Genomic DNA, 23,746 nt, shown 5'->3' with positions numbered 1-23,746 from the left:
GGAACACAACATTACGGCATTGCCGGTGGCGTAATGCCGAAATGATTCCACGCCCGCACCGTTGCCATACGTCCACGCGGGGTGCGTTGCAGGAAGCCCTGCTGGATCAGATACGGCTCCAGCACATCTTCAATCGTCTCACGCTCTTCCCCAATAGCCGCAGCCAGGTTATCCAGCCCGACAGGGCCGCCAAAGAACTTGTCCAGCACCGCCAGCAGCAGTTTACGGTCCATATAGTCAAAGCCTTCGGCATCGACGTTAAGCATATCCAGCGCCTGAGCGGCGATCTCCGCGGAAATCGAGCCATCGTGCTTCACCTCGGCAAAGTCACGCACGCGGCGCAGCAGGCGGTTGGCGATACGCGGCGTACCGCGGGAACGCTTCGCCACTTCAAACGCGCCCTCTTCGCTCATTTCGAGCCCCATATAGCGAGCGCTACGGCCAACGATGTGCTGGAGGTCCGCCACCTGGTAAAACTCAAGACGCTGCACGATGCCGAAACGGTCGCGCAGCGGAGAGGTCAACGACCCGGCGCGGGTGGTGGCGCCAATCAGGGTAAAGGGCGGCAGATCGATTTTGATGGAGCGCGCGGCCGGGCCTTCACCGATCATGATATCCAGCTGGTAATCTTCCATCGCCGGATAGAGCACTTCCTCCACCACCGGCGACAGGCGGTGGATCTCATCGATAAACAGCACGTCATGCGGTTCGAGGTTGGTCAACATCGCCGCGAGATCGCCCGCCTTCTCCAACACGGGGCCGGAGGTGGTGCGCAGGTTGACGCCCATTTCATTGGCAACGATATTAGCCAGCGTAGTTTTGCCTAAACCGGGAGGGCCAAAAATAAGCAGGTGATCGAGCGCATCGCCGCGCAGCTTTGCCGCCTGGATGAAAATCTCCATCTGGGAACGAACCTGCGGCTGGCCGATATACTCATCAAGCAGTTTTGGGCGAATCGCGCGATCCACCACGTCATCTGCCTGAATAGTGCCTGCCGACACCAGGCGGTCTGCTTCAATCATCCTTTACCTCACAATGCAGCGCGCAGCGCTTCACGAATCAGGGTTTCACTGCTGGCGTCCGGTTTGGCAATTTTGCTCACCATACGGCTGGCCTCCTGAGGTTTATAGCCCAGCGCCACCAGCGCGGCAACCGCTTCCTGCTCGGCGTCATCATCCGTCGCAGGGCCGCCAGGAGAGGTCAGTACCAAATCGGCAGCCGGAGTGAACAGATCGCCATGCAGACCTTTAAAGCGGTCTTTCATCTCGACAATCAGGCGCTCGGCGGTTTTCTTACCAATGCCCGGAAGCTTAATCAGCGCCGCAGGATCTTCGCGCTCGACGGCATTCACAAACTGTGGTGCCGACATGCCGGACAAAATCGCCAGCGCCAGCTTCGGACCGACGCCGTTGGTTTTAATCAGCTCGCGGAACAGGGTGCGTTCCTGCTTGTTATTGAATCCGTACAGCAGCTGGGCATCTTCACGCACCACAAACTGGGTAAAGACAATCGCCTCTTTGCCCGCGTCCGGCAGCTCGTAGAAGCAGGTCATCGGCATATGGACTTCATAGCCCACGCCACCCACTTCCAGCAGCACTAACGGGGGTTGTTTTTCAATGATGATGCCTCTGAGTCTGCCTATCACGTGACGCTCCTGCGTTCTGGGAGAAATTAACTGCCGACATAATAAAAAAAGGCTGGATGTTTATCCAGCCTGATTTCTGATTATCGTAACCTGCCTCGCGCCAGATTGAGTCGCGACTCGCTCATTTGCATCGCGTTCTGGCTGACGTGACAGTGGGTAATCGCAATCGCCAGCGCATCCGCGGCGTCGGCCTGCGGGTTCGCGGGAAGCTTCAGCAGGGTACGCACCATATGCTGCACCTGGCTTTTCTCCGCGCTCCCAATGCCCACCACCGTCTGCTTGACCTGACGCGCCGCATATTCGAATACCGGCAAATCCTGGTTCACGGCAGCGACGATGGCAACACCGCGCGCCTGACCGAGCTTTAGCGCTGAATCGGCGTTTTTCGCCATAAAGACCTGCTCAATGGCGAAATAGTCCGGCTGAAACTGGGTGATGATCTCCGACACGCCCGCATAAATGAGCTTCAGGCGCGAAGGAAGATCGTCCACTTTGGTGCGAATACAGCCGCTGCCCAGGTAGGTTAACTGGCGTCCCACCTGACGGATAACGCCATAACCGGTGACGCGTGAGCCTGGGTCAATCCCGAGAATAATCGACATCACGCGTCTCCCGTAAACGGTTTACAGGCTCTCATCAGAGAGTCGCTGCAACCTCATCAGAGATTTCACCGTTGTGGTACACTTCCTGCACGTCGTCGCAGTCTTCGAGCATGTCGATCAGACGCAGCAGTTTCGGTGCCGTTTCCGCATCCATGTCCGCTTTGGTGGACGGGATCATGGACACTTCAGCGTTGTCCGCTTTCAGGCCAGCCGCTTCCAGCGCGTCGCGCACGGCACCCATCTCTTCCCACGCGGTATAAACGTCGATAGCGCCGTCATCGAAGGTCACCACGTCTTCCGCACCGGCTTCGAGCGCCGCTTCCATGATTGCATCTTCGTCGCCTTTCTCGAAGGAGATGACGCCTTTTTTGCTGAACAGGTAAGCAACGGAACCGTCAGTGCCCAGGTTGCCACCGGTTTTGGTGAACGCGTGGCGCACTTCCGCAACGGTACGGTTACGGTTGTCGGACAGACACTCAACCATCACCGCAGTACCGCCGGGGCCGTAACCTTCATAAATGATGGTTTCCATGTTCGCGTCTTCATCACCGCCCACGCCACGTGCGATTGCACGGTTCAGGGTGTCACGCGTCATGTTGTTTGACAGCGCTTTATCTACCGCCGCGCGCAGACGCGGGTTAGATGCCGGGTCGCCGCCGCCCAGACGCGCTGCTGTCACCAGCTCGCGAATGATTTTGGTAAAGATCTTACCGCGCTTGGCATCCTGTGCCGCTTTGCGGTGTTTGGTGTTGGCCCACTTACTATGACCTGCCATAAAAAGTTCTCCAAAAATCGCGCCTTCTCAGGCTGCGTTAATTACAAATTCTTCAATCGCCTGCCGGTTGCTCCACGACTTGGTCAGTGCGGCGGCATCCGCCGCATTCACCCAGCGGTAGGTCAGGTGTTCGGTAAACACGATCTCCCGTTCATGGGGGAGCGCGAGACAGAACCACGACTCCGTATTGCGCTCGGTACCCGGCGCGTAGCGATGACGTAAATGGCTAAAAATTTCAAACTCCACCGTGCGCTGGCAGTCCTTCAGGGTCAGTTGCTCGCGGGCAACGTCAATGGTGACCTCTTCCTTTACTTCGCGCGCGGCGGCCTGCGACGCGGTTTCCCCCTCTTCCAGACTGCCGGTAACCGACTGCCAGAAATCAGGGTCATCGCGCCGCTGCAACATCAGCACCCGCTTCGTGTCTTCTGCATAAATGACCACCAGGACCGAAACGGGAAGCTTATATGCCATATCAGTTTTTCTCTTCCTTCTTCACCACTTCAATGCCCAGCTCGGCCAGAGAGGCCGGGTTGGCAAAGCTTGGCGCTTCGGTCATCAGACACGCTGCGGCAGTGGTTTTCGGGAAGGCAATAACATCACGAATGTTATCGGTGCCGGTCAGCAGCATGGTCAGACGGTCAAGACCGAAGGCCAGGCCCGCGTGCGGCGGCGTACCGTATTTCAGGGCGTCCAGCAGGAAGCCAAACTTCTCGCGCTGCTCCTGCTCGTTGATGCCCAGAATGCCGAACACGGTCTGCTGCATTTCACCGCTGTGAATACGCACGGAACCGCCGCCCACTTCGTAGCCGTTGATCACCATGTCATAAGCGTTCGCGACCGCATCTTCCGGTGCCGCTTTCAGCTCTGCCGCCGTCATGTCTTTTGGCGAGGTGAACGGGTGGTGCATTGCGGTCAGGCCGCCTTCACCGTCGTCTTCAAACATTGGGAAGTCGATAACCCACAGCGGCGCCCATTTGTTTTCGTCGGTCAGGCTCAGGTCTTTGCCGAGCTTCAGACGCAGCGCGCCCATCGCATCCGCCACGACTTTCTTGTTGTCTGCGCCGAAGAAGATCATGTCGCCGTCCTGCGCGCCGGTGCGCTCAAGGATCGCTTCCACGATGTCCGCGTTCAGGAATTTCGCTACCGGGCTGGTGATGCCTTCCAGACCTTTCGCGCGCTCGGTCACTTTAATATAGGCCAGACCTTTCGCGCCGTAGATCTTGATGAAGTTGCCGTAGTCGTCGATCTGCTTGCGGCTCAGGGCAGCACCATCAGGTACACGCAGCGCTGCTACGCGGCCTTTAGGATCGTTAGCCGGGCCAGCGAAGACGGCAAACTCAACGCCTTTCACCAGGTCTGCTACGTCCACCAGCTCCATCGGGTTACGCAGGTCTGGTTTGTCAGAGCCGTAACGACGCTCGGCTTCAGCGAAGGTCATGATAGGGAAATCGCCCAGCTCAACGCCTTTCACGTCGTTCCACAGGCTACGCACCAGGGCTTCCATAACTTCACGCACCTGCTCGGCGGTCATGAAGGAGGTTTCCACATCGATCTGGGTAAATTCTGGCTGGCGGTCAGCGCGCAGATCTTCGTCGCGGAAGCATTTCACGATCTGATAGTAGCGATCGAAGCCGGACATCATCAGCAGCTGTTTGAACAGCTGCGGAGACTGCGGCAGCGCGTAGAATTTGCCTTTATGAACGCGGGATGGGACCAGGTAATCGCGCGCGCCTTCCGGCGTGGCTTTGGTCAGCATCGGGGTTTCGATGTCGAGGAAACCGTGGTCATCCATAAAGCGACGCACCAGGCTGGTGATTTTCGCACGGGTTTTCAGGCGCTGAGCCATTTCCGGACGACGCAGATCCAGGTAGCGGTATTTCAGACGCGCTTCTTCAGTGTTGACGTGGTTGGAGTCCAGCGGCAGCGCTTCTGCACGGTTGATGATCACCAGATCGGACGCCAGCACTTCGATGGCGCCCGTCGCCATGTCGGCGTTGACGTTTTTCTCGTCACGCGCGCGCACGGTGCCGGTAACCTGAATGCAGAACTCATTACGCAGCTCAGAGGCCAGCTTCAACGCATCTGCGCGATCCGGATCGAAGAACACCTGGACGATACCTTCGCGGTCGCGCATATCGATGAAGATAAGGCTACCAAGATCACGACGACGATTGACCCAACCACACAGGGTGACCTGCTGTCCGACGTGGGACTGACGCAGCTGCCCGCAATATTCTGTACGCATGAGATATCCCTTAATTAGCCGCAGGCTAAATGTCGCCTGGTATGCAGGCTACTATGTCGCAGCTTTCTGTATGTCACAACTGGATGAAAAAAGGCGGCTATTATACTGGAAATTCCGCCGGACGATAAGAGCGAACCACGGCCTGGCGGTCGTTTGCTGCACTCTTATTGCGCATTCTCACAAAAATTAACAAAATTATCCGCCCAGGAACAGGCCATCACATCGTATGGTGTCTGGAAGTGATTCATTTAACGGGAGTAACGATGTTAACACTTGATGCCAGTAAAACCGCACTTGTCGTGATTGATTTACAGGAAGGCATTCTGCCCTTCGCCGGCGGCCCGCATACCGCGGATGATGTGGTCAGCCGCGCAGCTCGCCTGGCGGAAACATGTCGTGCCAGCGGTGCGCCTGTTGTCATGGTGCGCGTCGGCTGGTCCGCTGATTACGCTGAAGCGTTAAAACAGCCCATTGATGCCCAGGCTCCGGCACGCGCCCTGCCTGAAAACTGGTGGACGTACCCGGCCGCACTCGGCACACGCGACAGCGACATCGAAGTGACCAAACGCCAGTGGGGGGCATTTTACGGTACCGATCTCGAGCTGCAGCTCCGACGTCGCGGCATCGACACCATCATCCTGTGCGGCATTTCCACCAACATCGGCGTGGAGTCTACCGCCCGCAACGCGTGGGAGCTGGGCTTTAACCTGGTGATCGCCGAAGATGCCTGCAGCGCGGCCTCCGCGGAACAGCACCAGGGCAGCATGACCCATATCTTCCCGCGCATCGGCCGCGTGCGCAGCACGGATGAGATTGTCAGCGCGCTATGATGTACGTGGGCCTGCCCCAGTGGTCGCACCCGAAATGGGTGCGCCTTGGCATCACCAGCCTTGAGGAATATGCCCGGCACTTCAACTGTGTCGAGGGTAACACCACGCTGTATGCGCTCCCTAAAGCCGAGATTGTTACGCGCTGGCGGGAACAAACGACCGACGACTTCCGCTTCTGCTTTAAGTTTCCGGCCACCATTTCCCACCAGGCCGCGCTGCGCAACTGCGGGGATTTGACCGAAGAGTTTTTTACGCGCATGTCGCCGCTGGCGAACCGCATCGGTCAGTACTGGATCCAGCTGCCAGCCACGTTTGGCCCGCGCGATTTACCTGCGCTCTGGCAGTTCCTGGATGCCCTGCCCCGTGAATTCGCCTACGGCGTTGAAGTCAGGCATCCTGAATTTTTTGCGAAGGGCGAAGCAGAAAAAGCGCTCAATCGCGGCCTGCTTGAGCGTTCCGTTAACCGGGTGATCCTCGATAGCCGGCCGGTGCACAGCGCTGTCCCCCATAGCGAAGCCATTGTTGAAGCTCAGCGTAAAAAACCGAAAGTGCCGGTCCATGCCATCGTGACCGCGCATAACCCAATGGTCAGGTATATCGGCAGCGATAACATGCAGCAAAATCAGGCGATGTTCGCCGTCTGGCTGCAAACGTTAGCGAAGTGGGAACACACCACCACGCCGTATCTCTTTTTGCACACGCCGGATATCGCCCAGGCGCCCGAACTGGTCGATGCTCTGTGGCAGGCCTTGCAGGCTGCGGTGCCGTCCGTGGGCAGCGCCCCTTCCATTCCACAACAATCTTCTCTTTTCTGATATCACCCCCTATCATAGTGAAGTGCCATCTGCCAAAAACAGGGAGTTTGTATGGTCAGCGCGCTGTATGCGGTGTTAGGTGCATTACTGCTGATTAAGTTTTCATTTGATGTTGTGCGCCTCAGAACGCTGTACCGCGTCTCTTACGGTGACGGCGGGTTTTCCGAGCTACAAAGCGCTATCCGCATTCACGGCAATGCGGTCGAATACATCCCCGCAGCCTTAATCCTGCTGCTTTTTATGGAGATGAATGGCGCAGAAACCTGGATGGTGCACATCTGTGGCCTGCTTCTTATTGCTGGCCGCCTGATGCACTATTACGGTTTTCACCACCGCTTAATCCGCTGGCGTCGTTCCGGCATGAGCGCGACCTGGTGTTCGCTTTTGCTGATGGTGCTGGCTAACCTGTGGTATATGCCGTGGGAGTTGGTTTTCTCCCTCCATTAGCGCACAATACGCCACTTTATTTTTCCCGGATTTTTACGTTATGTCAGATCGCGACACGCTTTTTTCCGCGCCTATCGCCAGCCTGGGCGACTGGACCTTCGATGAACGGGTAGCCGAAGTCTTCCCGGATATGATCCAGCGCTCTGTTCCCGGTTATTCCAATATTATCTCTATGATCGGCATGCTGGCTGAGCGCTTCGTTCAACCCGGCACGCAGGTCTATGACCTGGGCTGCTCGCTTGGCGCGGCAACGCTGTCGGTTCGTCGTAACGTTCACCACGAAGGCTGCCGAATCATTGCCGTCGATAACTCCCCGGCGATGGTTGAGCGCTGCCGTCGCCACATTGACGCGTATAAAGCCCCTGTTCCGGTCGACGTGGTGGAAGGCGATATCCGCGAGATTGAGATCAATAACGCCTCGATGGTGGTGCTGAATTTCACCCTGCAGTTCCTGGTGCCTGAAGACCGCCAGCTGCTGCTGGACAAAATTTATCAGGGGCTGAATCCCGGCGGCGCGCTGGTGCTCTCGGAGAAATTCAGCTTCGAAGATGCCGAGGTTGGCGAACTGCTGTTCAATATGCACCACGATTTCAAACGGGCGAACGGCTACAGCGAGCTGGAGATCAGCCAGAAGCGCAGCATGCTCGAAAACGTGATGCTGACGGATTCCGTAGAAACCCACAAAGCGCGTCTGAGCAAAGCCGGTTTTGAGCACAGCGAACTGTGGTTCCAGTGCTTTAACTTTGGCTCTCTGGTGGCGCTGAAAGCGGGAGAATCCGCATGATCGAATTCAGCAACTTCTATCAGCTGATTGCCAAAAACCAGCTTTCCCACTGGCTGGAAACCTTGCCCGCGCAGATTGCCGCCTGGCAGCGCGATCAGCAGCACGGCCTGTTAAAGCAGTGGTCAAACGCGGTGGAGTATCTGCCCGAACTGACCCCGCATCGTCTGGACCTTCTGCACAGCGTAACCGCCGAGAGCGAAGAGCCGCTCCCGGCCGGGCAGATCAACCGCATCGAAACGCTGATGCGTAACCTGATGCCGTGGCGCAAAGGGCCGTTTTCACTTTACGGCGTGAACATCAATACCGAATGGCGCTCGGACTGGAAATGGGATCGCGTGCTGCCCCACCTTTCCGACCTGACCGGACGTACCATTCTGGACGTGGGCTGTGGCAGCGGTTACCACATGTGGCGCATGATTGGCGCGGGGGCGCATCTGGCGGTCGGTATTGACCCGATGCAGCTGTTCCTGTGCCAGTTTGAAGCGGTGCGTAAGCTGCTGGGTAACGACCAGCGCGCGCACCTGCTGCCGCTGGGCATTGAACAACTGCCTGCCCTGAAAGCCTTTGATACCGTCTTCTCCATGGGCGTGCTGTACCACCGTCGTTCCCCGCTTGAACACCTGTGGCAGCTGAAGGATCAGCTGGTCAGCGGCGGCGAGCTGGTGCTGGAAACGCTGGTGATTGAAGGCGATGAACATGCCGTTCTGGTCCCGGGCGATCGCTACGCGCAGATGCGCAACGTTTACTTCATCCCTTCCGCGCTGGCGCTGAAGAACTGGCTGGAGAAGTGCGGGTTTGTGGATGTGCGGATTGCAGACGTCAGCGTGACCTCAATTGAGGAACAGCGCCGCACCGACTGGATGATCACCGAATCGCTGGAGCAGTTCCTCGACCCGGCCGACCACAGCAAAACCATCGAAGGCTATCCAGCCCCGATGCGTGCGGTGTTAATTGCGACGAAGCCGTAGTTTTCCCCTCACCCCGGCCCTCTCCCCATAGGGGCGAGGGAGAAAAACCGCACCGAGCCGTCCCCTCTCCCCTATGGGGAGAGGGTTAGGGTGAGGGGAGAAAAAAAGGCCCCTGTTGAAATTGCAGGGGCCTGGTACAAGCAAGCATCATATTGGGCGACATGATGCGCGGTAAAAATCGGTACGTTGCTACACGTGATGGCGCTCAATCAGCGACTTCATTTCCGCAACCGACTCTCCCTCTACGCCATAGCGTGAATACTCATCCGCTTCAGCATCCGTCGACATTGACAATCCTGTATTGCGATAACGCATCGGCGAAGGTATCCATTTACCCGCGGAGCTGTGCAGCTCTTCTACCCCTGCGTTTAAAAACCGTTCCAGATTGCTGGCGCGGACTCCCGCACCCGCCATTATTATTGGAACACCGGAATGTGCTTTTAGTTCCGTAATTAATTGCAGTCCTTTTTCAGCTGACGCCTGCTGACCCGATGTCAGGATGCGCGCCACGCCAAGTTCTTCAAGCGTTTCAAAGGCCTGGAGCGGATCTTTACACATATCAAATGCGCGATGAAAAGTGACGGCCAGCCCCTGCGCGGCGCTCATAATCTGACGCATGCGCGGTATATCGATGTTGCCGTCTTCATTCAGCAGGCCGGTCACCAGCCCCGGAAACCCCAGGTCCCGAACGAGTGCGATATCATCAAGCATGGCACTGAACTCGCCCGCCGTGTAACAAAAATCACCGCCGCGCGGACGAATAATCGGGTGAACGGGAATGGTGACGGCCTGACGGGCAGACCTCAACACGCCGTAAGACGGCGTCAGCCCGCCCTCTTTGGGTGCCGCACACAGTTCAATGCGGTCAGCCCCGTGCTTTTGCGCGGTCACGGCACACTCCACGCTGTAACAACAAATCTCCAGCAGCGCCATTTAATCCTCCTGAAATTCCACTAAACGAAACATCATGACACACCGTCCGTTTTCAGTCCCGGCGTGAATTCACATCTCTTACGCTTCGCTGGCAACGATCTGCTCAATGGTCCACGGATGAAACTTCACCGTGACCTGTCCGTCAGTGACGGCCAGCGTCGGGTTAGGTAACCGCTCGCGCTCGCCTTTGGGTGAACTCGTCTTCACAAAAATCCCCGGCTTGCTTAAGCCTTCGTCGGAAAGGAGGGCCAGCGCGCGCGCGTTCAACGTTTCCGGCTCACCCGGCAGGACTATTTCGATATGCTCCCAGCCTTCGTGCGGATAGCGTTTCTCGCCCGGCCACGGCAGTTCAACCACGCTGAATTGCCAGTGCGCCACGTTCACCGGTTCATGCAGTTTGAACAGGCAAATGGGGCGACCATTGATGATGTTCTCGGAGAGCAACTCGCCGCACCGTTCGAACCCGCGACGCCAGCGCTCGGCCGTGGCATTCTGATGACAGCGCAAAGAGATGTGATCGGCCTCAAGCGGCGCAATATCCAGACCAAGACGGGTGGCAAGTTCTGTGAACGCCTGGGTGAAGCGCGGTAAATCTGCGGAAATATCATGCAGTTCGTCAATGGATTGCCAGTTCGCCATAAGTCACTCTCTTTTCATGTCGCAAAGCCGCTAATTTACTCTGTTGCCCTGTTTTGACCAACCGCAGAATCCGGCTTTTTGCGACTGCATGATTATGCACACCTTCACCGCCTGGATTCTGAGCAATCTTCAGGCCCCGCAATGCTGACGCCAGAGGGCATTTGCAGTATACTCCCGCCCTAAATTCTTTAACTGGCGCGGGCGGCTGTAAGCCCGCATCAAAAACGTAAGGTATCCAGGTGAATATTCAGGCTCTTCTCTCCGAAAAAGTCAGTCAGGCACTGATTGCCGCAGGCGCACCTGCGGATTGCGAACCGCAGGTTCGTCAGTCAGCAAAAGTACAGTTTGGCGACTATCAGGCTAATGGCGTGATGGCAGTGGCTAAAAAACTGGGCATGCCGCCGCGACAGCTCGCTGAGCAGGTACTGACGCATCTGGATCTTTCCGGCATTGCCAGCAAAACCGAAATCGCCGGTCCGGGCTTTATCAACATCTTCCTTGAGCCTGCATTCCTGGCAAGCCACGTTGATGCGGCCCTGAAATCTGACCGTCTGGGCGTTTCCCAGCCGGAGGCGCAGACCGTCGTGATCGACTACTCTGCGCCGAACGTGGCGAAAGAGATGCACGTTGGCCACCTGCGCTCCACTATCATCGGTGATGCCGCGGTGCGCACGCTCGAGTTCCTCGGTCACAAGGTGATCCGCGCGAACCACGTGGGCGACTGGGGTACCCAGTTCGGCATGCTGATTGCTTACCTGGAAAAACAGCAGCAGGAAAACGCCGGTGAAATGGCGCTGGCGGACCTGGAAGGGTTCTACCGCGAAGCCAAAAAACACTACGACGAAGACGAAGCCTTTGCCGAGCGCGCGCGCAGCTACGTGGTTAAACTGCAGGGTGGCGACCAATACTTCCTCGAGATGTGGCGCAAGCTTGTCGACATCACCATGTCGCAGAACCAGCTGACCTATAACCGTCTGAACGTCACCCTGACCCGTGACGACGTGATGGGTGAAAGCCTCTATAACCCAATGCTGCCCGGCATTGTGGCTGACCTGAAAGCCAAAAACCTGGCGGTAGAGAGCGAAGGCGCAACGGTGGTGTTCCTTGATGAGTATAAAAACAAGGAAGGCGAACCGATGGGCGTGATCATCCAGAAAAAGGATGGCGGCTACCTCTACACCACCACTGACATCGCCTGTGCGAAATACCGTTACGAGACGCTGCATGCTGACCGCGTGCTGTACTACATCGACTCCCGTCAGCACCAGCACCTGATGCAGGCGTGGACCATCGTGCGTAAAGCCGGTTACGTGCCGGATTGCGTGCCGCTGGAACACCACATGTTCGGCATGATGCTGGGTAAAGACGGCAAGCCGTTCAAAACCCGTGCGGGCGGTACCGTGAAGCTGTCCGACCTGCTGGACGAAGCGCTGGAACGCGCCCGCCGTCTGGTGGCCGAGAAGAACCCGGACATGTCTGCCGATGAGCTGGAAAAACTGGCCAACGCCGTGGGTATCGGTGCGGTGAAATACGCGGATCTCTCCAAGAACCGTACCACTGACTATATCTTTGACTGGGATAACATGCTGGCGTTTGAAGGCAATACGGCGCCTTACATGCAGTATGCCTACACCCGCGTGCTCTCGGTGTTCCGTAAGGCGAACATTGATGAAAACGTACTGGCGAATGCGACAGTGACCATCACGGAAGATCGTGAAGCGCAGCTGGCAGCGCGCCTGCTGCAGTTTGAAGAGACGCTGACGGTTGTCGCGCGTGACGGCACGCCGCACGTGATGTGTGCTTACCTGTACGATCTGGCGGGGCTGTTCTCCGGCTTCTACGAACACTGCCCTATTCTGTCTGCGGAAAACGAATCGGTCCGCAACAGCCGCCTGAAGCTGGCGCAGCTCACGGCGAAGACCCTGAAGCTGGGTCTGGATACCCTGGGTATCGAAACCGTAGAACGCATGTAATACAAAAAACCCGGCAAGCGCCGGGTTTTTTCTTATCAGAAATACTTCCGCAAATATTCCGTTAAACAGAGAATCGCCATCGCCTGTCCGTACGGCATCGACGTCAGCGGGATCTGGCGATAAAACTCAAGATCGCTGCCCATGCCCGTGCCGAACGACGTTTGCAACAGCTCGCCTTCCGGCGAAATATTTTTGACGATACCGCGAATCGCTTTTTCTGCCACTCCGGCATACTCCGTGCCAACGTAGCGCTTGCGCACGGCTTTCAGAATGCCGTAGGCAAACCCTGCCGTGGCGGACGCCTCAAGATAAGAATGTGGATCGTCGAGCAGCGTATGCCATAGCCCGCTGTCGTCCTGATATTTCGCCAGCGCGGCAATCTGCGCATTCAATACCTGCACAAGGTAGCGGCGTACGGCGCTGTTTTCCGGCAGATCCACAAGCTCAAGGAAGTCCGGGATCGCGATGGTGAGCCAGCTGTTGCCGCGCGCCCAGCGGGCACGGGCGAAGTTATGGTTGCCGTCGTAGCTCCAGCCGTGGAACCACAGCCCGGTCTCCCGGTCCATCAGGTTCTGCACATGCAGCAGGAACTGATACACCGCCTCTTCAACGTATTCCGGTTTGTTGAGCAGCTTGCCGATTTTCGCCAGCGGCAGCACCGTCATCATCAGCGTGTCATCCCACATCTGTTGATGGTTTTCTTCCGCCAGAGTGATGTGCTGCATCCCGCCGTGTTCCGTACGCGGCATCTCGGCCATCGCCCATTCCGCCCAGCTTTCCAGCCACGGCCGCAAGGCCTGATTTTTGGTCTCTTCGTAGCGATAAGCCAGCGTCAGGAACGGCGACATGGTATTCACGTTTTTGGTGGTCGCGCCTTCCGCAAAGCGGTCGGCAAACCAGCTGTCGATGATGTCTCGCATACCTTCGTCGCCGGTCTGGCAGTAATATTGCCAGATACCGTACAGGCCAACGCCGTGCGTCCACTCCCATCCGGCCCAGCCTTTAGTGTCGATCACGCGCCCGTCGTCCAGCCGCAGCAAAAATTCACCCGTTTTGTCGTGGATATTGACCAGGCTATGCGTCACCTTTTGAATCAGCGATTTCAGTTCGTCTCGGGCGATAAAGCGCTCTGGCTGACGTAATAACGGGCTATGTTTGACAGGCCAAACTTTCATCATCTTAACCTCTGTTGTATGTCGAATTCAGTACCGCGCGATCCTTCAGCGAGGGTGCCGCTGGCTTATTGCGATTCAGATAACCGATGTTGTTATTGCCCCACAGTGACTCATAAGGCATACCGGCCAGCATCTCGACGGTGGCGCGGGCGTGTGGCGTCGCTGACTCAGGCATCGCATGACCACACTCACGCATTTTCGCGGTCTCCTCGCGCAGCGTGCTGTGGGTCTGCAAATTGAGCCTGAAGCGCAGGGAAACGAGGAAGCCGCAGAACAGCACCAGGATCGTGCCCACGCTCAGGATCGTCAAAATGGTGTGGCTCACTTCCGCAGGCTGTACTTTCTGACCGCTGACAAAGCCGGACATCTGCATCACGATACCCACCAGCATCACCGCACCGGCCTGTGACGCCTTACGGGTCAGGGTCATGATGCCCGCGAAGATCCCTTCGCGGCGCTGGCCGGTGATCGCTTCATCCACGTCAGCAATGTAGGTATAGGTGTTCCACGGCACGTAGTTGATACCGCCGCGACCGAGACCGGCAACCGCTGAGATCAGCAACAGCAGAGCGTAGACGTCACTCAGGCCCGCGTAATAGAGCATGGCGTAAGAGAGAGACGCCAGACCAAACAGCACCACGACCATGCGGTAGGACGGTGCAGGCCCGAAACGGATGCACAGCGGGATCATGGCGATAACCGCAAAGAACTGGAAAATAGCCATCGTGCCCAGCAGATTGGACGCCATTGACGCTTCCTGCATCAGCACAAACACCACGTAGTAGGTGAATACCGCATTAAACACGTCCTGCGCGATATAGCCGCCAAGGTACATGCCCAGATGCTGACGGAAAATCTTGATGCGCAGCGTGGAGCTTAACTCAACGATCAGGCGGTTGAGGCTCTGCCCCAGCGTCAGCTTCTTCTTCTCTTCTTCAGCACGCAGCGCCGCTTCTGACCACTCTTCGCGCGGGCGTTCCCAGGTAAAGAACCAGACGAAGGTTAGCATCAGGGCGCAGAGCAAGGAGAAGACCAGGCTTGCGTAGAAGAAGGAGATCGCGTTTTCTTTCCCGAAGTGGGTTAACAGGATCCCCGGCAGGAAGGAGGCCAGAATGGCGGACATCTGCGCCATTGAGATACGCGCCCCGGAGAACTTGGTTTTCTGTTTAAAGTCATCGGTCATTTCCGGTACCAGCGTTTCGTACGGCACCAGAATCATGGTGTAGACAATATCAAACACCAGATAGGTCAGCAGGTAGTACCAGAAGCTCATGTCCCCAACCCACATCAGCGAGTAGCTGAACACGCACGGAATCCCCAGCAGGATAAAAAACTTACGACGGCCGAAGCGCTTACCGAGCCAGGTTGTCCCAAAGTTATCGGTTAAAAAGCCCATTAACGGGCTAACGACGGCATCCAGCACCCTTGCAGTGGCAAAGATAAACGTTGCTTCGATCGGTGAGAGCCCGCAGAAGGTGGTATAAAAATATAAAAGCCAGGCCGCCGTCAGGGCGGTTGTACCCGCTCCGAGGAAATCGCCTGACCCGTAAGCGAGATAATTTGCGAGCCCAATTTTACGTGTTCTCATTGCCGTCACCCCTAATCAGTTTTGGGAGACTCCCTGCAAGAAAGCGTCTTCCGGGAGCTTTTATACGGCTACAGTAAATGCATCGACCGGTTGATACCTTTCTGTTTCTGCCATCACTAAGAGGGTCAATGGCAATAATGCAAAGAGTACCGTCACGCGCGTCACTGATTTATAAAACAGCGTTTCTATTTGATCAAAAGGTGAGGTCAGTTTTGAGAGCCAGCCATCAAAATTGCTGATGGCTGGTGAAAGGCAGGGTGTTAGCGGTAGTTCACGATGACAGAATTACTCTGTACTTTCAGCGCCGGGATTAAACGTCCCCCGCCCGGCACTTCCCAGATGAAACGCAAAGGTTCAATGGCCGGTACGCCGTTGAACGCCTGCGTCGTGCCATTTTCGCCATCGATTTCCGTGCAGCGCGTCTGAGAACAGAGGCGCACCCGCAGCCCTGCGGGCGTTGGGCCAATCAGCCGGTAATTCCAGACCACCAGGCCCATCTGACCGGAAACGCCTTCAGAAGGCGACAGCGGGTTAGATGACATAGCAACGCCCCGGTTGCTGAGGGTCACTCCCATGCTGCTTGCCTGCCAGGTGCCTTCCCCGGCAGCGTGCGCCGCCAGCGGGAAGAACAAAATCCAGAGCCATTTACGCATTATTTTCCTCCGATCGTCGCGGTCATGCGGATGTGACGGTTATCCGACAGCTCCATATTCGACAGCACGACCAGCTGATTCAGGCTACGACGCAGGAAGCGCGACAGCAGCGGACGCAGCGCATGGTTAACCAACAGCACCGGCGGTGCGCCCAGCATCTCCTGGCGCGCCAGCGCCTCCTGCGTTTGCGCCAGCAGACGGTCCGCCAGGCCCGGCTCCAGGCCGCCCCCGCCCTGCAGGGCCTGCAGCAGCAGGCGTTCAAGCGGCGTATCGAGGCCAATGACCTGCACTTCTCCGGTTCCCGGGAACCACTGCTGGGTGATCGCACGACCCAGCGCCACGCGTACCACCGCCGTCAGCTCGTGCGGATCGCTTTGTATCGGCGCATGCTCGGCAAGGGTTTCGAGAATGGTGCGCATATCGCGGATCGGCACTTTCTCTTCGAGCAGGTTTTGCAGCACCTTGTGCAGCGTAGTCAAAGTCACCACGCCCGGGACCAGATCTTCCGTCAGCTTCGGCATCTCCTGCGTGACGCGGTCCAGCAGCTGCTGCGCTTCCTGACGGCCAAACAGCTCTGCCGAGAATTGCCCAATCAGGTGATTAAGATGGGTCGCCACCACGGTACTGGCTTCAACAACCGTATAGCCCTGGATTTGCGCCTGCTCTTTCAGGGCACTTTCAATCCAGATAGCGGCCAGGCCAAAGGCCGGATCGATGGTTTGCTCGCCCGGCAGCGTGCCTGCGGCGGTGCCCGGGTTAATCGCCAGCCAGCGGCCCGGATAGGCATCACCGCTGCCAATTTCGACCCCTTTCATCAGAATGCGATAGCGCGCGGGCGGCAGGTCCATATTGTCGCGGATGTGTACAACCGGCGGCAGGAAGCCCATATCCTGGGCGAATTTTTTACGGATACTGCGGATACGGCCAAGCAGCTCGCCATCCTGCTGGAAATCGACCATCGGAATCAGGCGATAGCCCACTTCCATTCCCAGGGAATCTTCCAGCTGAACGTCGTTCCAGGTCGCTTCGACGGCCTGGGTATTCTCCGGCATTTTTACCTGAACAGGTTCCGCTGCCGGTTTGATTTCACGGCCACGCATCCACCAGGCAAGCCCCAGCAGACCCGCCGTAAACAGCAGGAAGACGAGGTTTGGCATCCCCGGCACCAGGCCGAGCAAACCCAGAACGGCAGCGGCCAGCAGCATAACGCGCGGGTTGCTGAAGAGCTGGCCCACCATCTGCTCGCCAACGTCCTGATCGGTACTCACGCGGGTCACAATCACGCCCGCCGCCGTGGAGATAACCAGCGCCGGGATCTGCGCAACCAGACCGTCACCAATGGTCAGCAGCGTATAGCTTTCCGCCGCGTGCCCCATGTCCATCCCGTGCTGCAATACCCCCACCAGCAGGCCGCCGACCACGTTAATCACCATGATCAGAATGCCCGCGATGGCGTCACCGCGCACAAACTTGCTCGCACCGTCCATGGAGCCGTAGAAGTCCGCTTCCTGAGTTACTTCCGAACGGCGTTTTTTGGCTTCATCTTCGGCAATAAGGCCGGCGTTCAGGTCGGCGTCGATCGCCATCTGCTTGCCCGGCATCCCATCCAGCACAAAACGCGCGCCCACTTCCGCGATACGCCCTGCACCTTTGGTGATAACCATAAAGTTGATGATAACGAGGATAACGAACACCACGATACCGATAGCGAAATTGCCGCCCACCAGGAAGTGGCCGAACGCTTCCACCACTTTACCTGCCGCTGCCGCACCGGTGTGACCTTCCATCAGGATGATACGCGTGGACGCGACGTTCAGCGCCAGTCGGAGCAAGGTGGTAAACAGCAGAATGGTCGGGAATGCGGCAAACTCCAGGGTACGCTGGGTGAACATCGCCACCAGCAGCACCATAATGGACAGCGCAATATTGAAAGTGAAAAGCAGATCGAGGATGAATGCCGGGAGCGGCAGTACCATCATCGACAAAATTAGCAGGATCAGAATCGGCCCGGCAAGGATTTGCCATTGGGTCGATTTCAGGTTGCCGGGCAGGCGCAACATTGCCACCAGATTAGCCATCAGTGTCCTTCTCGTTCATAAAATCCAGCGCGGCAGGCACCGGAAGGTTTTCAGGTTTCACAGGCCGCTGACCGCCAGCCAGACGCCAGCGCTTCAACTGCCACACCCAGGCCAGCACTTCCGCCACGGCGGCGTAAAGTTGTCCCGGGATCTGTTGTCCGATATCCGCATGGCGGTACAGCGCACGCGCCAGCGGAGGGGCTTCCAGGATCGGCACGCGGTTTTCAGTACCAATTTCCCGGATACGCAGTGCGATCAGCCCCGCCCCTTTCGCAACGACTTTCGGCGCGCTCATTTTGTTTTCGTCATAGCGCAGCGCAACGGAATAGTGTGTCGGGTTGGTGACGATGACGTCGGCCTTCGGCACATCGTCCATCATCCGGCGACGGGCGGCGGCACGCTGCATCTGGCGGATGCGCCCTTTCACGTGCGGGTCACCTTCCATCTGCTTATATTCGTCACGGATATCCTGACGCGACATGCGCAGCTTTTTGAAGTGGGTATAAAGCTGGAAGATCACGTCAAAACCCACCATCGGGATAATGCTGAGCACCACCAGCAGCGCGCAGAGCCCGACCAGATTCAGCGCGTTGCTCATCGCGGTGAGCGGCGATTCGCTGATAAGACGCATCATTTCCGGCCAGTGGTACCAGAGGTAAAACCCCGCGGAACTGCCCATCAGCACCGATTTGAGAACGGCTTTGAGCAGCTCAGCCCCGGTCTGCGCAGAGAACATTTTCGCGATACCCGGCAGCGGGTTCAGTTTGGAAAATTTCGGTTGCAGCGATTTGGCACTAAAAACCAGGCCGCCGAGCATCACCGGAGAGACCAGCGCGACCAGCACGACCCCGGTTATCAGGGGCAGCAGCGCGACCATGGCCCCTTTAATAAGCTGAATAATCTGGCTGAGGATCAGATTCGGATCGTTGACCATGCTGTGGTCAAAACGTAACCCGGTGGACAACATTCCCGCCAGCTTGCGGGCGAGCGACTCCCCGCCCCACCAGATAATGCACACCCCTACGATAAGGATCAGCAGGGAGGTCAATTCTCGGGATCGGGGGATCTGCCCTTCCTCACGCGCTTTTTCTAGTCGGTGGGGTGTGGGGGCTTCCGTTTTGTCGTCGTTCTCTTCTGCCACAGTGCATGCTCAGCCCATTACGTCACGGGTATCATGCCAGCACCGCCTTTCATCAATGGGTTGATAAACCCCTATAACCGGGTCTTTTTATCCAGTTTAAGCCCCCCTCTGCAATTCGGGTGAGTGAAAAGAGGGCAAGAAATGTTCGAACGAACATTCTCCAGCTTTTGTGATGTGTTTCATATTACAAAATGAATTAAGCGCAGTTTTAAAGAACATTTGCTCTAAAATATCCCGAAAAAAAATTAACATAACCGTCGATTTTAACTACTTGGTATTGCAGGAATGATATAACTATGTAAATTCAATAATTCAGAGCCATTAAAATTATATAAATCATTACCCCACAAAATCCAAAAATGGATAAATCTGTATAACATTAATCCTGAGACTCCCTTACCCGCATAAAATTAAATGTTATAATTTCACGCGACATAATTTACTTTCAACCAGAAAGCAAAATGCATGCCAGATAATTATTTTTACTTAAAGGAACATTTAAGATGGATTTAAAAAAGAATATTATTGCGGGCTTAGCCCTTGCAACACTGTCGATGAATGGTTTCGCCGCAGAAATGAATGCTGGCACTATTCACTTCACGGGTGAAATTATCGAATCAAGCTGCACCATTCAGGGTGACGACGGCACGGACAGTACTATACCACTGGGTACCTATCCTACATCATTGTTTAATACCGTTGGGAAGGAGACCGCACTTACGGAGTTCTCCATTACGCTGGCGAACTGCCCGTTAACAAGCGCTGGGCTTCCAGCTGTTCAGCTGACCTTTAACGGCCCAACGACCCTGACCAAGACCAAGACGCTACTGGACGTCAGTAAAATTACCACCACGGGCGAAACCGCGGCCACCGGTATCGGCATTGCCGTCAGCCCGGCGGGTAAAGATGATAAGCTCATCACGATGGATGGCGCTGAAGGGCAGATCTATATCGAACTGGCGACAAAATCCGAAGATACGATTAAAGCTGATTTTAATGCCCGCTATAAATCATTTGCAGATGCGGTTACCGCCGGTCCGGCAGATGCTGATATGACGGTAAATATTCTTTACCGTTAATAATCGTATTACTGATATTCATAATATATATATTTAGGCGTCATGACATTTAAGGAGTCATGATCTGATAATAGTCCGGACTCGGACTATTATCATTTCCCTTCAACCTCCTTTATTAAAGGTTTCACTATGCGCATTTTACTCCAGGTCTTATTATGCATCCCTGTTATTGCAAGCACCTTTTGTCACGCAGCAGGTATTCAGATCGGTCGCACACGCATAATCTACGATGCCGCGAAAAAGGAAGTTGCCCTGCCCTTACAAAATAATGATAAAGAGCTTCCATGGTTAATACAGTCATGGACGGATACAGGTGATGGCAAAACGCACGGACCGTTTATCGTGACACCGCCTCTCTTTCGGCTCGATCCGCAAAAAGAGCAAAGCCTGCGTATTACCTGGAACGGGACAACCTTAGCAGGCGATAAAGAATCTCTGTTCTATATGAACGTACGAACCGTTCCTGCCACGGCTACGGATGAGGGAGACAAAAACGTCCTGCGGTTAATCTATAAAACGCGTCTGAAACTGTTCTGGCGCCCAGTCGGACTGAGCGGTACGCCCTATGAATCCTGCAAAAACCTGCGCTTCGCGCGTCATGGTCAGCAGCTCACTGTCATCAACGAGGGGGCATTCTACAGCGTCTTTGATTCACTTGCGCTGGGAGCGCACAAAGTGGAGAAAGCCGACATGGTTGCCCCTAAATCCCGCGCTGACATTCCTCTTCCTGACAATGCTCAGGGAACGAGCGTCACCTGGCGCTGCATAACCGATTACGGCAATGCTTCCGAAAAATACACCGCCACCCTGGCGCAGGATTAAAAAACCGCGATGATGACAGGACGTAATGATATGTCATACGAGCGGCTCTTTAGACCGAATCCGCTACTTCGCTGCCTTGGCGGTGTCTTGCTCATCGCGAGCTTCTCGACGCTGGCCCGTGAGTATCGTTTCTCACCCTCATCGCTTGAAGGAGACATGCTGGCCCAGCAGGATATCGACCTTTCACTCTTTTCAAAGTCGAATGCTCAGCTACCCGGCACCTATTCTTCACGAGTGCAGGTGAACGAACACCGCCTGAGCACCACCAGTATCGCTTACGTCAGCTCCCCGGAAGGGTCACTGATACCGCAGCTCACACCGGATATGCTGCGGGCATGGGGGGTTGCTATCGACCAGTATCCCGCCTTGCTTGCATTACCCGCCAATAAGGCTTTGCCTAAAGATATCAGCAACTATATCCCCCAGTCCTCCGCGCGGCTTGATTTTTCAACCATGACATTAGCGTTGAGTATTCCTCAGGCCGCGTTAAGAAGTACCGGTCGCGATTACATCGATCCCTCGCGCTGGGACGACGGTGTTCCCGTGTTGTTCAGTGACTACGCTTTCTCAGGATCAAAAAATAAGGAGAGCGGCGACAACAGCGCCACCAGTCAGTATCTGAATTTGCGCACCGGCGCCAACCTGGGTGGCTGGCGAGTGCGCAACTATTCAACGTGGAGCAATTCAGAGAATGAAAACCTGTGGGAAAACATCAATACCTTCCTCCAGCATGACGTTGACGCCCTCAAGGCACAGTTCACGGCCGGAGAAAGCAACACGCGGGGCGAGGTATTTGATAGCTTACAGTACCGGGGCGTTAACCTTGCGTCGGATGAAGAGATGCTTCCCTACAGCCAACGCGGCTATGCCCCTGTCATACGCGGCATCGCCAGTTCAAATGCGGAAGTCTCGGTGCGCCAGAATGGCTACCTCATCTATCAGCAAAATGTCGCGCCGGGCGCGTTCGAAATCGACGATCTCTACTCCACGACCAACAGCGGCGATCTGGACGTTACGGTGAAAGAAGCTGACGGCACCGAGCATCACTTTACGCAGCCCTACTCCAGTATCGCGGTTATGCTGCGGCCTGGGCGTATGAAGTACGAAATGACAGCAGGCCGTTATCGTGCTGAAAGCGGGAGCGACCAAAAGGAACCCGATTTTTTCCAGGGCAGCATGATTTACGGTTTAAATAACCTTCTCACCTGGTTTGGAGGGCTGACGCTCTCGAAAGACTATAACGCAGCCAATACCGGTGCCGGTCTGGCGCTCGGGCCGCTGGGCTCGCTGTCCGCTGACGTTACCATGGCCGACACCCGGCTAGACGATAACAGCCAGCATACCGGCCAGTCATGGCGTTTGCTTTATACCGGTAAGCTGGATTCGACCGATACCAACTTCAGCCTCGGCAGCTACCGATACTCCAGCCGCGGGTATTACAGCTTTGCCGACGCCAACCAAAAGCATGACGGCCACGAAGACGATCTGCAGTTTCGTTACAATAAACGCAACCGCATTCAGGCCAGCGTTAGCCAAACCGTTGCTGGGGTAAGTCTGTATCTTAACGGCTATCAGCAGGATTACTGGGGCACCTCTAAAAAAGAGCGCAACCTGTCTCTGGGATTCAATACCGTTGTTTCCGGCACGAGCTATCACATTGCCTATACGTACAGCAAAACCAACGGCGACGAGTCTGACAGGATGGTTTCTTTGGGATTTAGCATTCCTCTCGCCAGATGGCTGCCACGCGCCTGGAGTAGCTATAACATCAGCAACACTAAAAATGGCTATACGCGGCAAAACGTGGGCCTCAGCGGCACGCTTCTGGAGGATGAGCGTCTGAGCTACTCGTTGCAGCAGAGCCACTCCAACCACGACGGGGAAGATATCAGCAGCGTCTATGGCAGCTACCGCTCGCAGTACGCCAATCTGACCGCCGGATATTACGCTTCCACCGATCACTCTCAGCAGCTTAACTACGGCATTAGCGGCGGTATTGTTGCCCATCCTCAGGGCATCACGCTGGCTCAACCTTTAGGAAGCCAGTTTGCTATCGTCAACGCCAACGATGCTTCCGGCGTCCGTTTCCTGAACCAGCGGGGTATTCAGACCGACTGGCAGGGTAACGCAGTCATTCCATCGCTCACTCCGTACCAGGAGAATAATATTCGTATTGATACCTCGAGCCTGCCGGAAAATGTGGACAGCAGCGATACCGCCATCACCGTCATTCCCTCGCGCAACGCGGCAGTTCTGGCCAGATTTGACGCCCACACAGGCTACCGGATGCTGGTCACCCTGAAGCGTCCAAACGGTCTCCCCGTTCCGTTCGGCGCCATCGCGACCAGTAGCGACCCGGTGATGAGCGGCATTATCGATGAAACCGGCACAGTCTATCTGGCAGGCATTGGAGAGACCGCGCAGCTCATCGTGAAATGGGGTAACGGCACGGGCCAACAGTGCCGCGCCAGCATTACGCAACAGTCAGCTAACCAAACCGAAAGCCCTAACGGTATTCGCTCGGTTAGCGAGCTTTGTCAGCAGGAATAAGCAC

Annotated in this window: 22 protein-coding genes; 9 read left to right on the top strand and 13 right to left on the bottom strand. The window is 56.1% G+C overall.

Going from position 1 to position 23,746, the window contains the following annotated elements:
• Positions 1-11: 11 nt before the first annotated feature.
• The 6 genes from ruvB to aspS all read right to left on the bottom strand — a co-directional run bounded on the left by ruvB (position 12) and on the right by aspS (position 5,267).
• Positions 12-1,022, bottom strand: coding sequence for a Holliday junction branch migration DNA helicase RuvB (ruvB, locus tag FOY96_RS08350; RefSeq protein ID WP_023312235.1), 1,011 nt, complete (start codon positions 1,020-1,022; stop codon positions 12-14).
• A gap of 8 nt (positions 1,023-1,030) precedes the next feature.
• Positions 1,031-1,645: a Holliday junction branch migration protein RuvA gene (gene ruvA, locus FOY96_RS08345; RefSeq protein ID WP_023312236.1), complete on the bottom strand. Its 615-nt coding sequence runs from the start codon at positions 1,643-1,645 to the stop codon at positions 1,031-1,033.
• 80 nt (positions 1,646-1,725) lie between these two features.
• On the bottom strand, positions 1,726-2,247 hold the full coding sequence (gene ruvC, locus FOY96_RS08340; RefSeq protein WP_003859749.1) for a crossover junction endodeoxyribonuclease RuvC: 522 nt from the start codon (positions 2,245-2,247) through the stop codon (positions 1,726-1,728).
• Between the two features lie 34 nt (positions 2,248-2,281).
• The gene (locus FOY96_RS08335) at positions 2,282-3,022 is read right to left on the bottom strand and encodes a YebC/PmpR family DNA-binding transcriptional regulator (protein WP_008500447.1); all 741 of its coding nucleotides are present in this window, start codon (positions 3,020-3,022) and stop codon (positions 2,282-2,284) included.
• A 27-nt stretch (positions 3,023-3,049) separates the two neighbouring features.
• Entirely contained in the window at positions 3,050-3,493 is a 444-nt protein-coding gene (nudB, locus tag FOY96_RS08330; RefSeq protein ID WP_033145850.1) for a dihydroneopterin triphosphate diphosphatase, read from the bottom strand.
• 1 nt (position 3,494) lies between these two features.
• Positions 3,495-5,267 carry an aspartate--tRNA ligase gene (gene aspS, locus FOY96_RS08325; protein ID WP_143346829.1) on the bottom strand — a complete coding sequence of 591 codons (1,773 nt, stop codon included), beginning with the start codon at positions 5,265-5,267 and terminating at the stop codon, positions 3,495-3,497.
• A 263-nt stretch (positions 5,268-5,530) separates the two neighbouring features.
• Between aspS and FOY96_RS08320 the strand changes: the two genes are divergently transcribed.
• From FOY96_RS08320 to cmoB, 5 genes are read left to right on the top strand one after another with little or no spacing between them, the layout of a single operon-like run.
• The gene (locus tag FOY96_RS08320) at positions 5,531-6,097 is read left to right on the top strand and encodes a hydrolase (RefSeq protein WP_143346828.1); all 567 of its coding nucleotides are present in this window, start codon (positions 5,531-5,533) and stop codon (positions 6,095-6,097) included.
• Positions 6,094-6,912: a DUF72 domain-containing protein gene (locus FOY96_RS08315; protein ID WP_045887970.1), complete on the top strand. Its 819-nt coding sequence runs from the start codon at positions 6,094-6,096 to the stop codon at positions 6,910-6,912. Before FOY96_RS08320 ends, FOY96_RS08315 begins: the two co-directional genes overlap by 4 nt.
• Positions 6,913-6,963: 51 nt before the next feature.
• Positions 6,964-7,359 (top strand): MAPEG family protein, encoded by a 396-nt coding sequence (locus FOY96_RS08310; RefSeq protein ID WP_021240443.1) that lies wholly within the window; start codon positions 6,964-6,966, stop codon positions 7,357-7,359.
• Between the two features lie 40 nt (positions 7,360-7,399).
• A complete protein-coding gene (gene cmoA, locus FOY96_RS08305; RefSeq protein WP_029741772.1) occupies positions 7,400-8,143 on the top strand; it encodes a carboxy-S-adenosyl-L-methionine synthase CmoA in 744 nt (247 codons plus the stop codon).
• Positions 8,140-9,111 (top strand): tRNA 5-methoxyuridine(34)/uridine 5-oxyacetic acid(34) synthase CmoB, encoded by a 972-nt coding sequence (gene cmoB / locus FOY96_RS08300; RefSeq protein WP_039263658.1) that lies wholly within the window; start codon positions 8,140-8,142, stop codon positions 9,109-9,111. Before cmoA ends, cmoB begins: the two co-directional genes overlap by 4 nt.
• A 189-nt stretch (positions 9,112-9,300) precedes the next feature.
• On the opposite strand, the gene cutC is transcribed toward cmoB, so the two are convergent.
• Together cutC and FOY96_RS08290 are read right to left on the bottom strand one after the other, a co-directional pair.
• Entirely contained in the window at positions 9,301-10,044 is a 744-nt protein-coding gene (gene cutC / locus FOY96_RS08295; protein WP_033145856.1) for a copper homeostasis protein CutC, read from the bottom strand.
• Positions 10,045-10,122: 78 nt separating this feature from the next.
• Positions 10,123-10,683, bottom strand: coding sequence for a VOC family protein (locus tag FOY96_RS08290; protein ID WP_033145857.1), 561 nt, complete (start codon positions 10,681-10,683; stop codon positions 10,123-10,125).
• A gap of 239 nt (positions 10,684-10,922) precedes the next feature.
• Here FOY96_RS08290 and argS point away from each other — a divergent pair, with 239 nt between their 5' ends.
• Complete coding sequence (argS, locus tag FOY96_RS08285; RefSeq protein WP_033145858.1) at positions 10,923-12,656, top strand: arginine--tRNA ligase; 1,734 nt, start codon at positions 10,923-10,925, stop codon at positions 12,654-12,656.
• A 35-nt stretch (positions 12,657-12,691) separates the two neighbouring features.
• Here the strand turns inward: argS and bglB are convergent, their stop codons facing one another.
• The 5 genes from bglB to flhB form a co-directional block, all read right to left on the bottom strand.
• Positions 12,692-13,831: a beta-galactosidase BglB gene (gene bglB, locus FOY96_RS08280; protein ID WP_143347761.1), complete on the bottom strand. Its 1,140-nt coding sequence runs from the start codon at positions 13,829-13,831 to the stop codon at positions 12,692-12,694.
• 4 nt (positions 13,832-13,835) lie between these two features.
• A complete protein-coding gene (locus FOY96_RS08275; protein ID WP_143346827.1) occupies positions 13,836-15,419 on the bottom strand; it encodes an MFS transporter in 1,584 nt (527 codons plus the stop codon).
• 260 nt (positions 15,420-15,679) lie between these two features.
• Positions 15,680-16,072, bottom strand: a complete 393-nt coding sequence (gene flhE / locus FOY96_RS08270) for a flagellar protein FlhE (RefSeq protein ID WP_033145861.1) — start codon at positions 16,070-16,072, stop codon at positions 15,680-15,682.
• On the bottom strand, positions 16,072-18,150 hold the full coding sequence (gene flhA, locus FOY96_RS08265; RefSeq protein ID WP_033145862.1) for a flagellar biosynthesis protein FlhA: 2,079 nt from the start codon (positions 18,148-18,150) through the stop codon (positions 16,072-16,074). The genes flhE and flhA overlap by 1 nt, the downstream gene beginning before the upstream one ends.
• The gene (gene flhB, locus FOY96_RS08260) at positions 18,143-19,291 is read right to left on the bottom strand and encodes a flagellar biosynthesis protein FlhB (protein WP_033145863.1); all 1,149 of its coding nucleotides are present in this window, start codon (positions 19,289-19,291) and stop codon (positions 18,143-18,145) included. Before flhB ends, flhA begins: the two co-directional genes overlap by 8 nt.
• Before the next feature lie 503 nt (positions 19,292-19,794).
• Here flhB and FOY96_RS08255 point away from each other — a divergent pair.
• From FOY96_RS08255 to FOY96_RS08245, 3 genes are all read left to right on the top strand, one after another.
• Positions 19,795-20,370: a fimbrial protein gene (locus FOY96_RS08255; protein ID WP_094935603.1), complete on the top strand. Its 576-nt coding sequence runs from the start codon at positions 19,795-19,797 to the stop codon at positions 20,368-20,370.
• Positions 20,371-20,499: 129 nt separating this feature from the next.
• On the top strand, positions 20,500-21,192 hold the full coding sequence (locus FOY96_RS08250) for a fimbrial biogenesis chaperone (protein WP_143346826.1): 693 nt from the start codon (positions 20,500-20,502) through the stop codon (positions 21,190-21,192).
• Positions 21,193-21,222: 30 nt separating this feature from the next.
• On the top strand, positions 21,223-23,742 hold the full coding sequence (locus FOY96_RS08245; protein ID WP_172620509.1) for a fimbria/pilus outer membrane usher protein: 2,520 nt from the start codon (positions 21,223-21,225) through the stop codon (positions 23,740-23,742).
• The last annotated feature ends 4 nt before the right edge of the window (positions 23,743-23,746 follow it).

It is taken from the genome of Enterobacter asburiae, from assembly GCF_007035645.1.
Taxonomy (GTDB): domain Bacteria; phylum Pseudomonadota; class Gammaproteobacteria; order Enterobacterales; family Enterobacteriaceae; genus Enterobacter; species Enterobacter asburiae_B.
Note: the sequence above shows the minus strand (reverse complement) of the source record. Positions and strands in the feature narration are given on the sequence as shown.

Coding starts and splice junctions, on each gene's coding strand:
- ruvB (WP_023312235.1), bottom strand. CDS start 1,022: ATGATTGAAGCAGACCGCCTGGTGTCGGCAGGCACTATTCAGGCAGAT.
- cutC (WP_033145856.1), bottom strand. CDS start 10,044: ATGGCGCTGCTGGAGATTTGTTGTTACAGCGTGGAGTGTGCCGTGACC.
- FOY96_RS08275 (WP_143346827.1), bottom strand. CDS start 15,419: ATGAGAACACGTAAAATTGGGCTCGCAAATTATCTCGCTTACGGGTCA.
- FOY96_RS08315 (WP_045887970.1), top strand. CDS start 6,094: ATGATGTACGTGGGCCTGCCCCAGTGGTCGCACCCGAAATGGGTGCGC.
- FOY96_RS08245 (WP_172620509.1), top strand. CDS start 21,223: ATGTCATACGAGCGGCTCTTTAGACCGAATCCGCTACTTCGCTGCCTT.
- cmoA (WP_029741772.1), top strand. CDS start 7,400: ATGTCAGATCGCGACACGCTTTTTTCCGCGCCTATCGCCAGCCTGGGC.
- FOY96_RS08290 (WP_033145857.1), bottom strand. CDS start 10,683: ATGGCGAACTGGCAATCCATTGACGAACTGCATGATATTTCCGCAGAT.
- flhE (WP_033145861.1), bottom strand. CDS start 16,072: ATGCGTAAATGGCTCTGGATTTTGTTCTTCCCGCTGGCGGCGCACGCT.
- flhA (WP_033145862.1), bottom strand. CDS start 18,150: ATGGCTAATCTGGTGGCAATGTTGCGCCTGCCCGGCAACCTGAAATCG.
- FOY96_RS08335 (WP_008500447.1), bottom strand. CDS start 3,022: ATGGCAGGTCATAGTAAGTGGGCCAACACCAAACACCGCAAAGCGGCA.
- nudB (WP_033145850.1), bottom strand. CDS start 3,493: ATGGCATATAAGCTTCCCGTTTCGGTCCTGGTGGTCATTTATGCAGAA.
- cmoB (WP_039263658.1), top strand. CDS start 8,140: ATGATCGAATTCAGCAACTTCTATCAGCTGATTGCCAAAAACCAGCTT.
- FOY96_RS08250 (WP_143346826.1), top strand. CDS start 20,500: ATGCGCATTTTACTCCAGGTCTTATTATGCATCCCTGTTATTGCAAGC.
- FOY96_RS08310 (WP_021240443.1), top strand. CDS start 6,964: ATGGTCAGCGCGCTGTATGCGGTGTTAGGTGCATTACTGCTGATTAAG.
- bglB (WP_143347761.1), bottom strand. CDS start 13,831: ATGAAAGTTTGGCCTGTCAAACATAGCCCGTTATTACGTCAGCCAGAG.
- FOY96_RS08255 (WP_094935603.1), top strand. CDS start 19,795: ATGGATTTAAAAAAGAATATTATTGCGGGCTTAGCCCTTGCAACACTG.
- ruvC (WP_003859749.1), bottom strand. CDS start 2,247: ATGTCGATTATTCTCGGGATTGACCCAGGCTCACGCGTCACCGGTTAT.
- aspS (WP_143346829.1), bottom strand. CDS start 5,267: ATGCGTACAGAATATTGCGGGCAGCTGCGTCAGTCCCACGTCGGACAG.
- FOY96_RS08320 (WP_143346828.1), top strand. CDS start 5,531: ATGTTAACACTTGATGCCAGTAAAACCGCACTTGTCGTGATTGATTTA.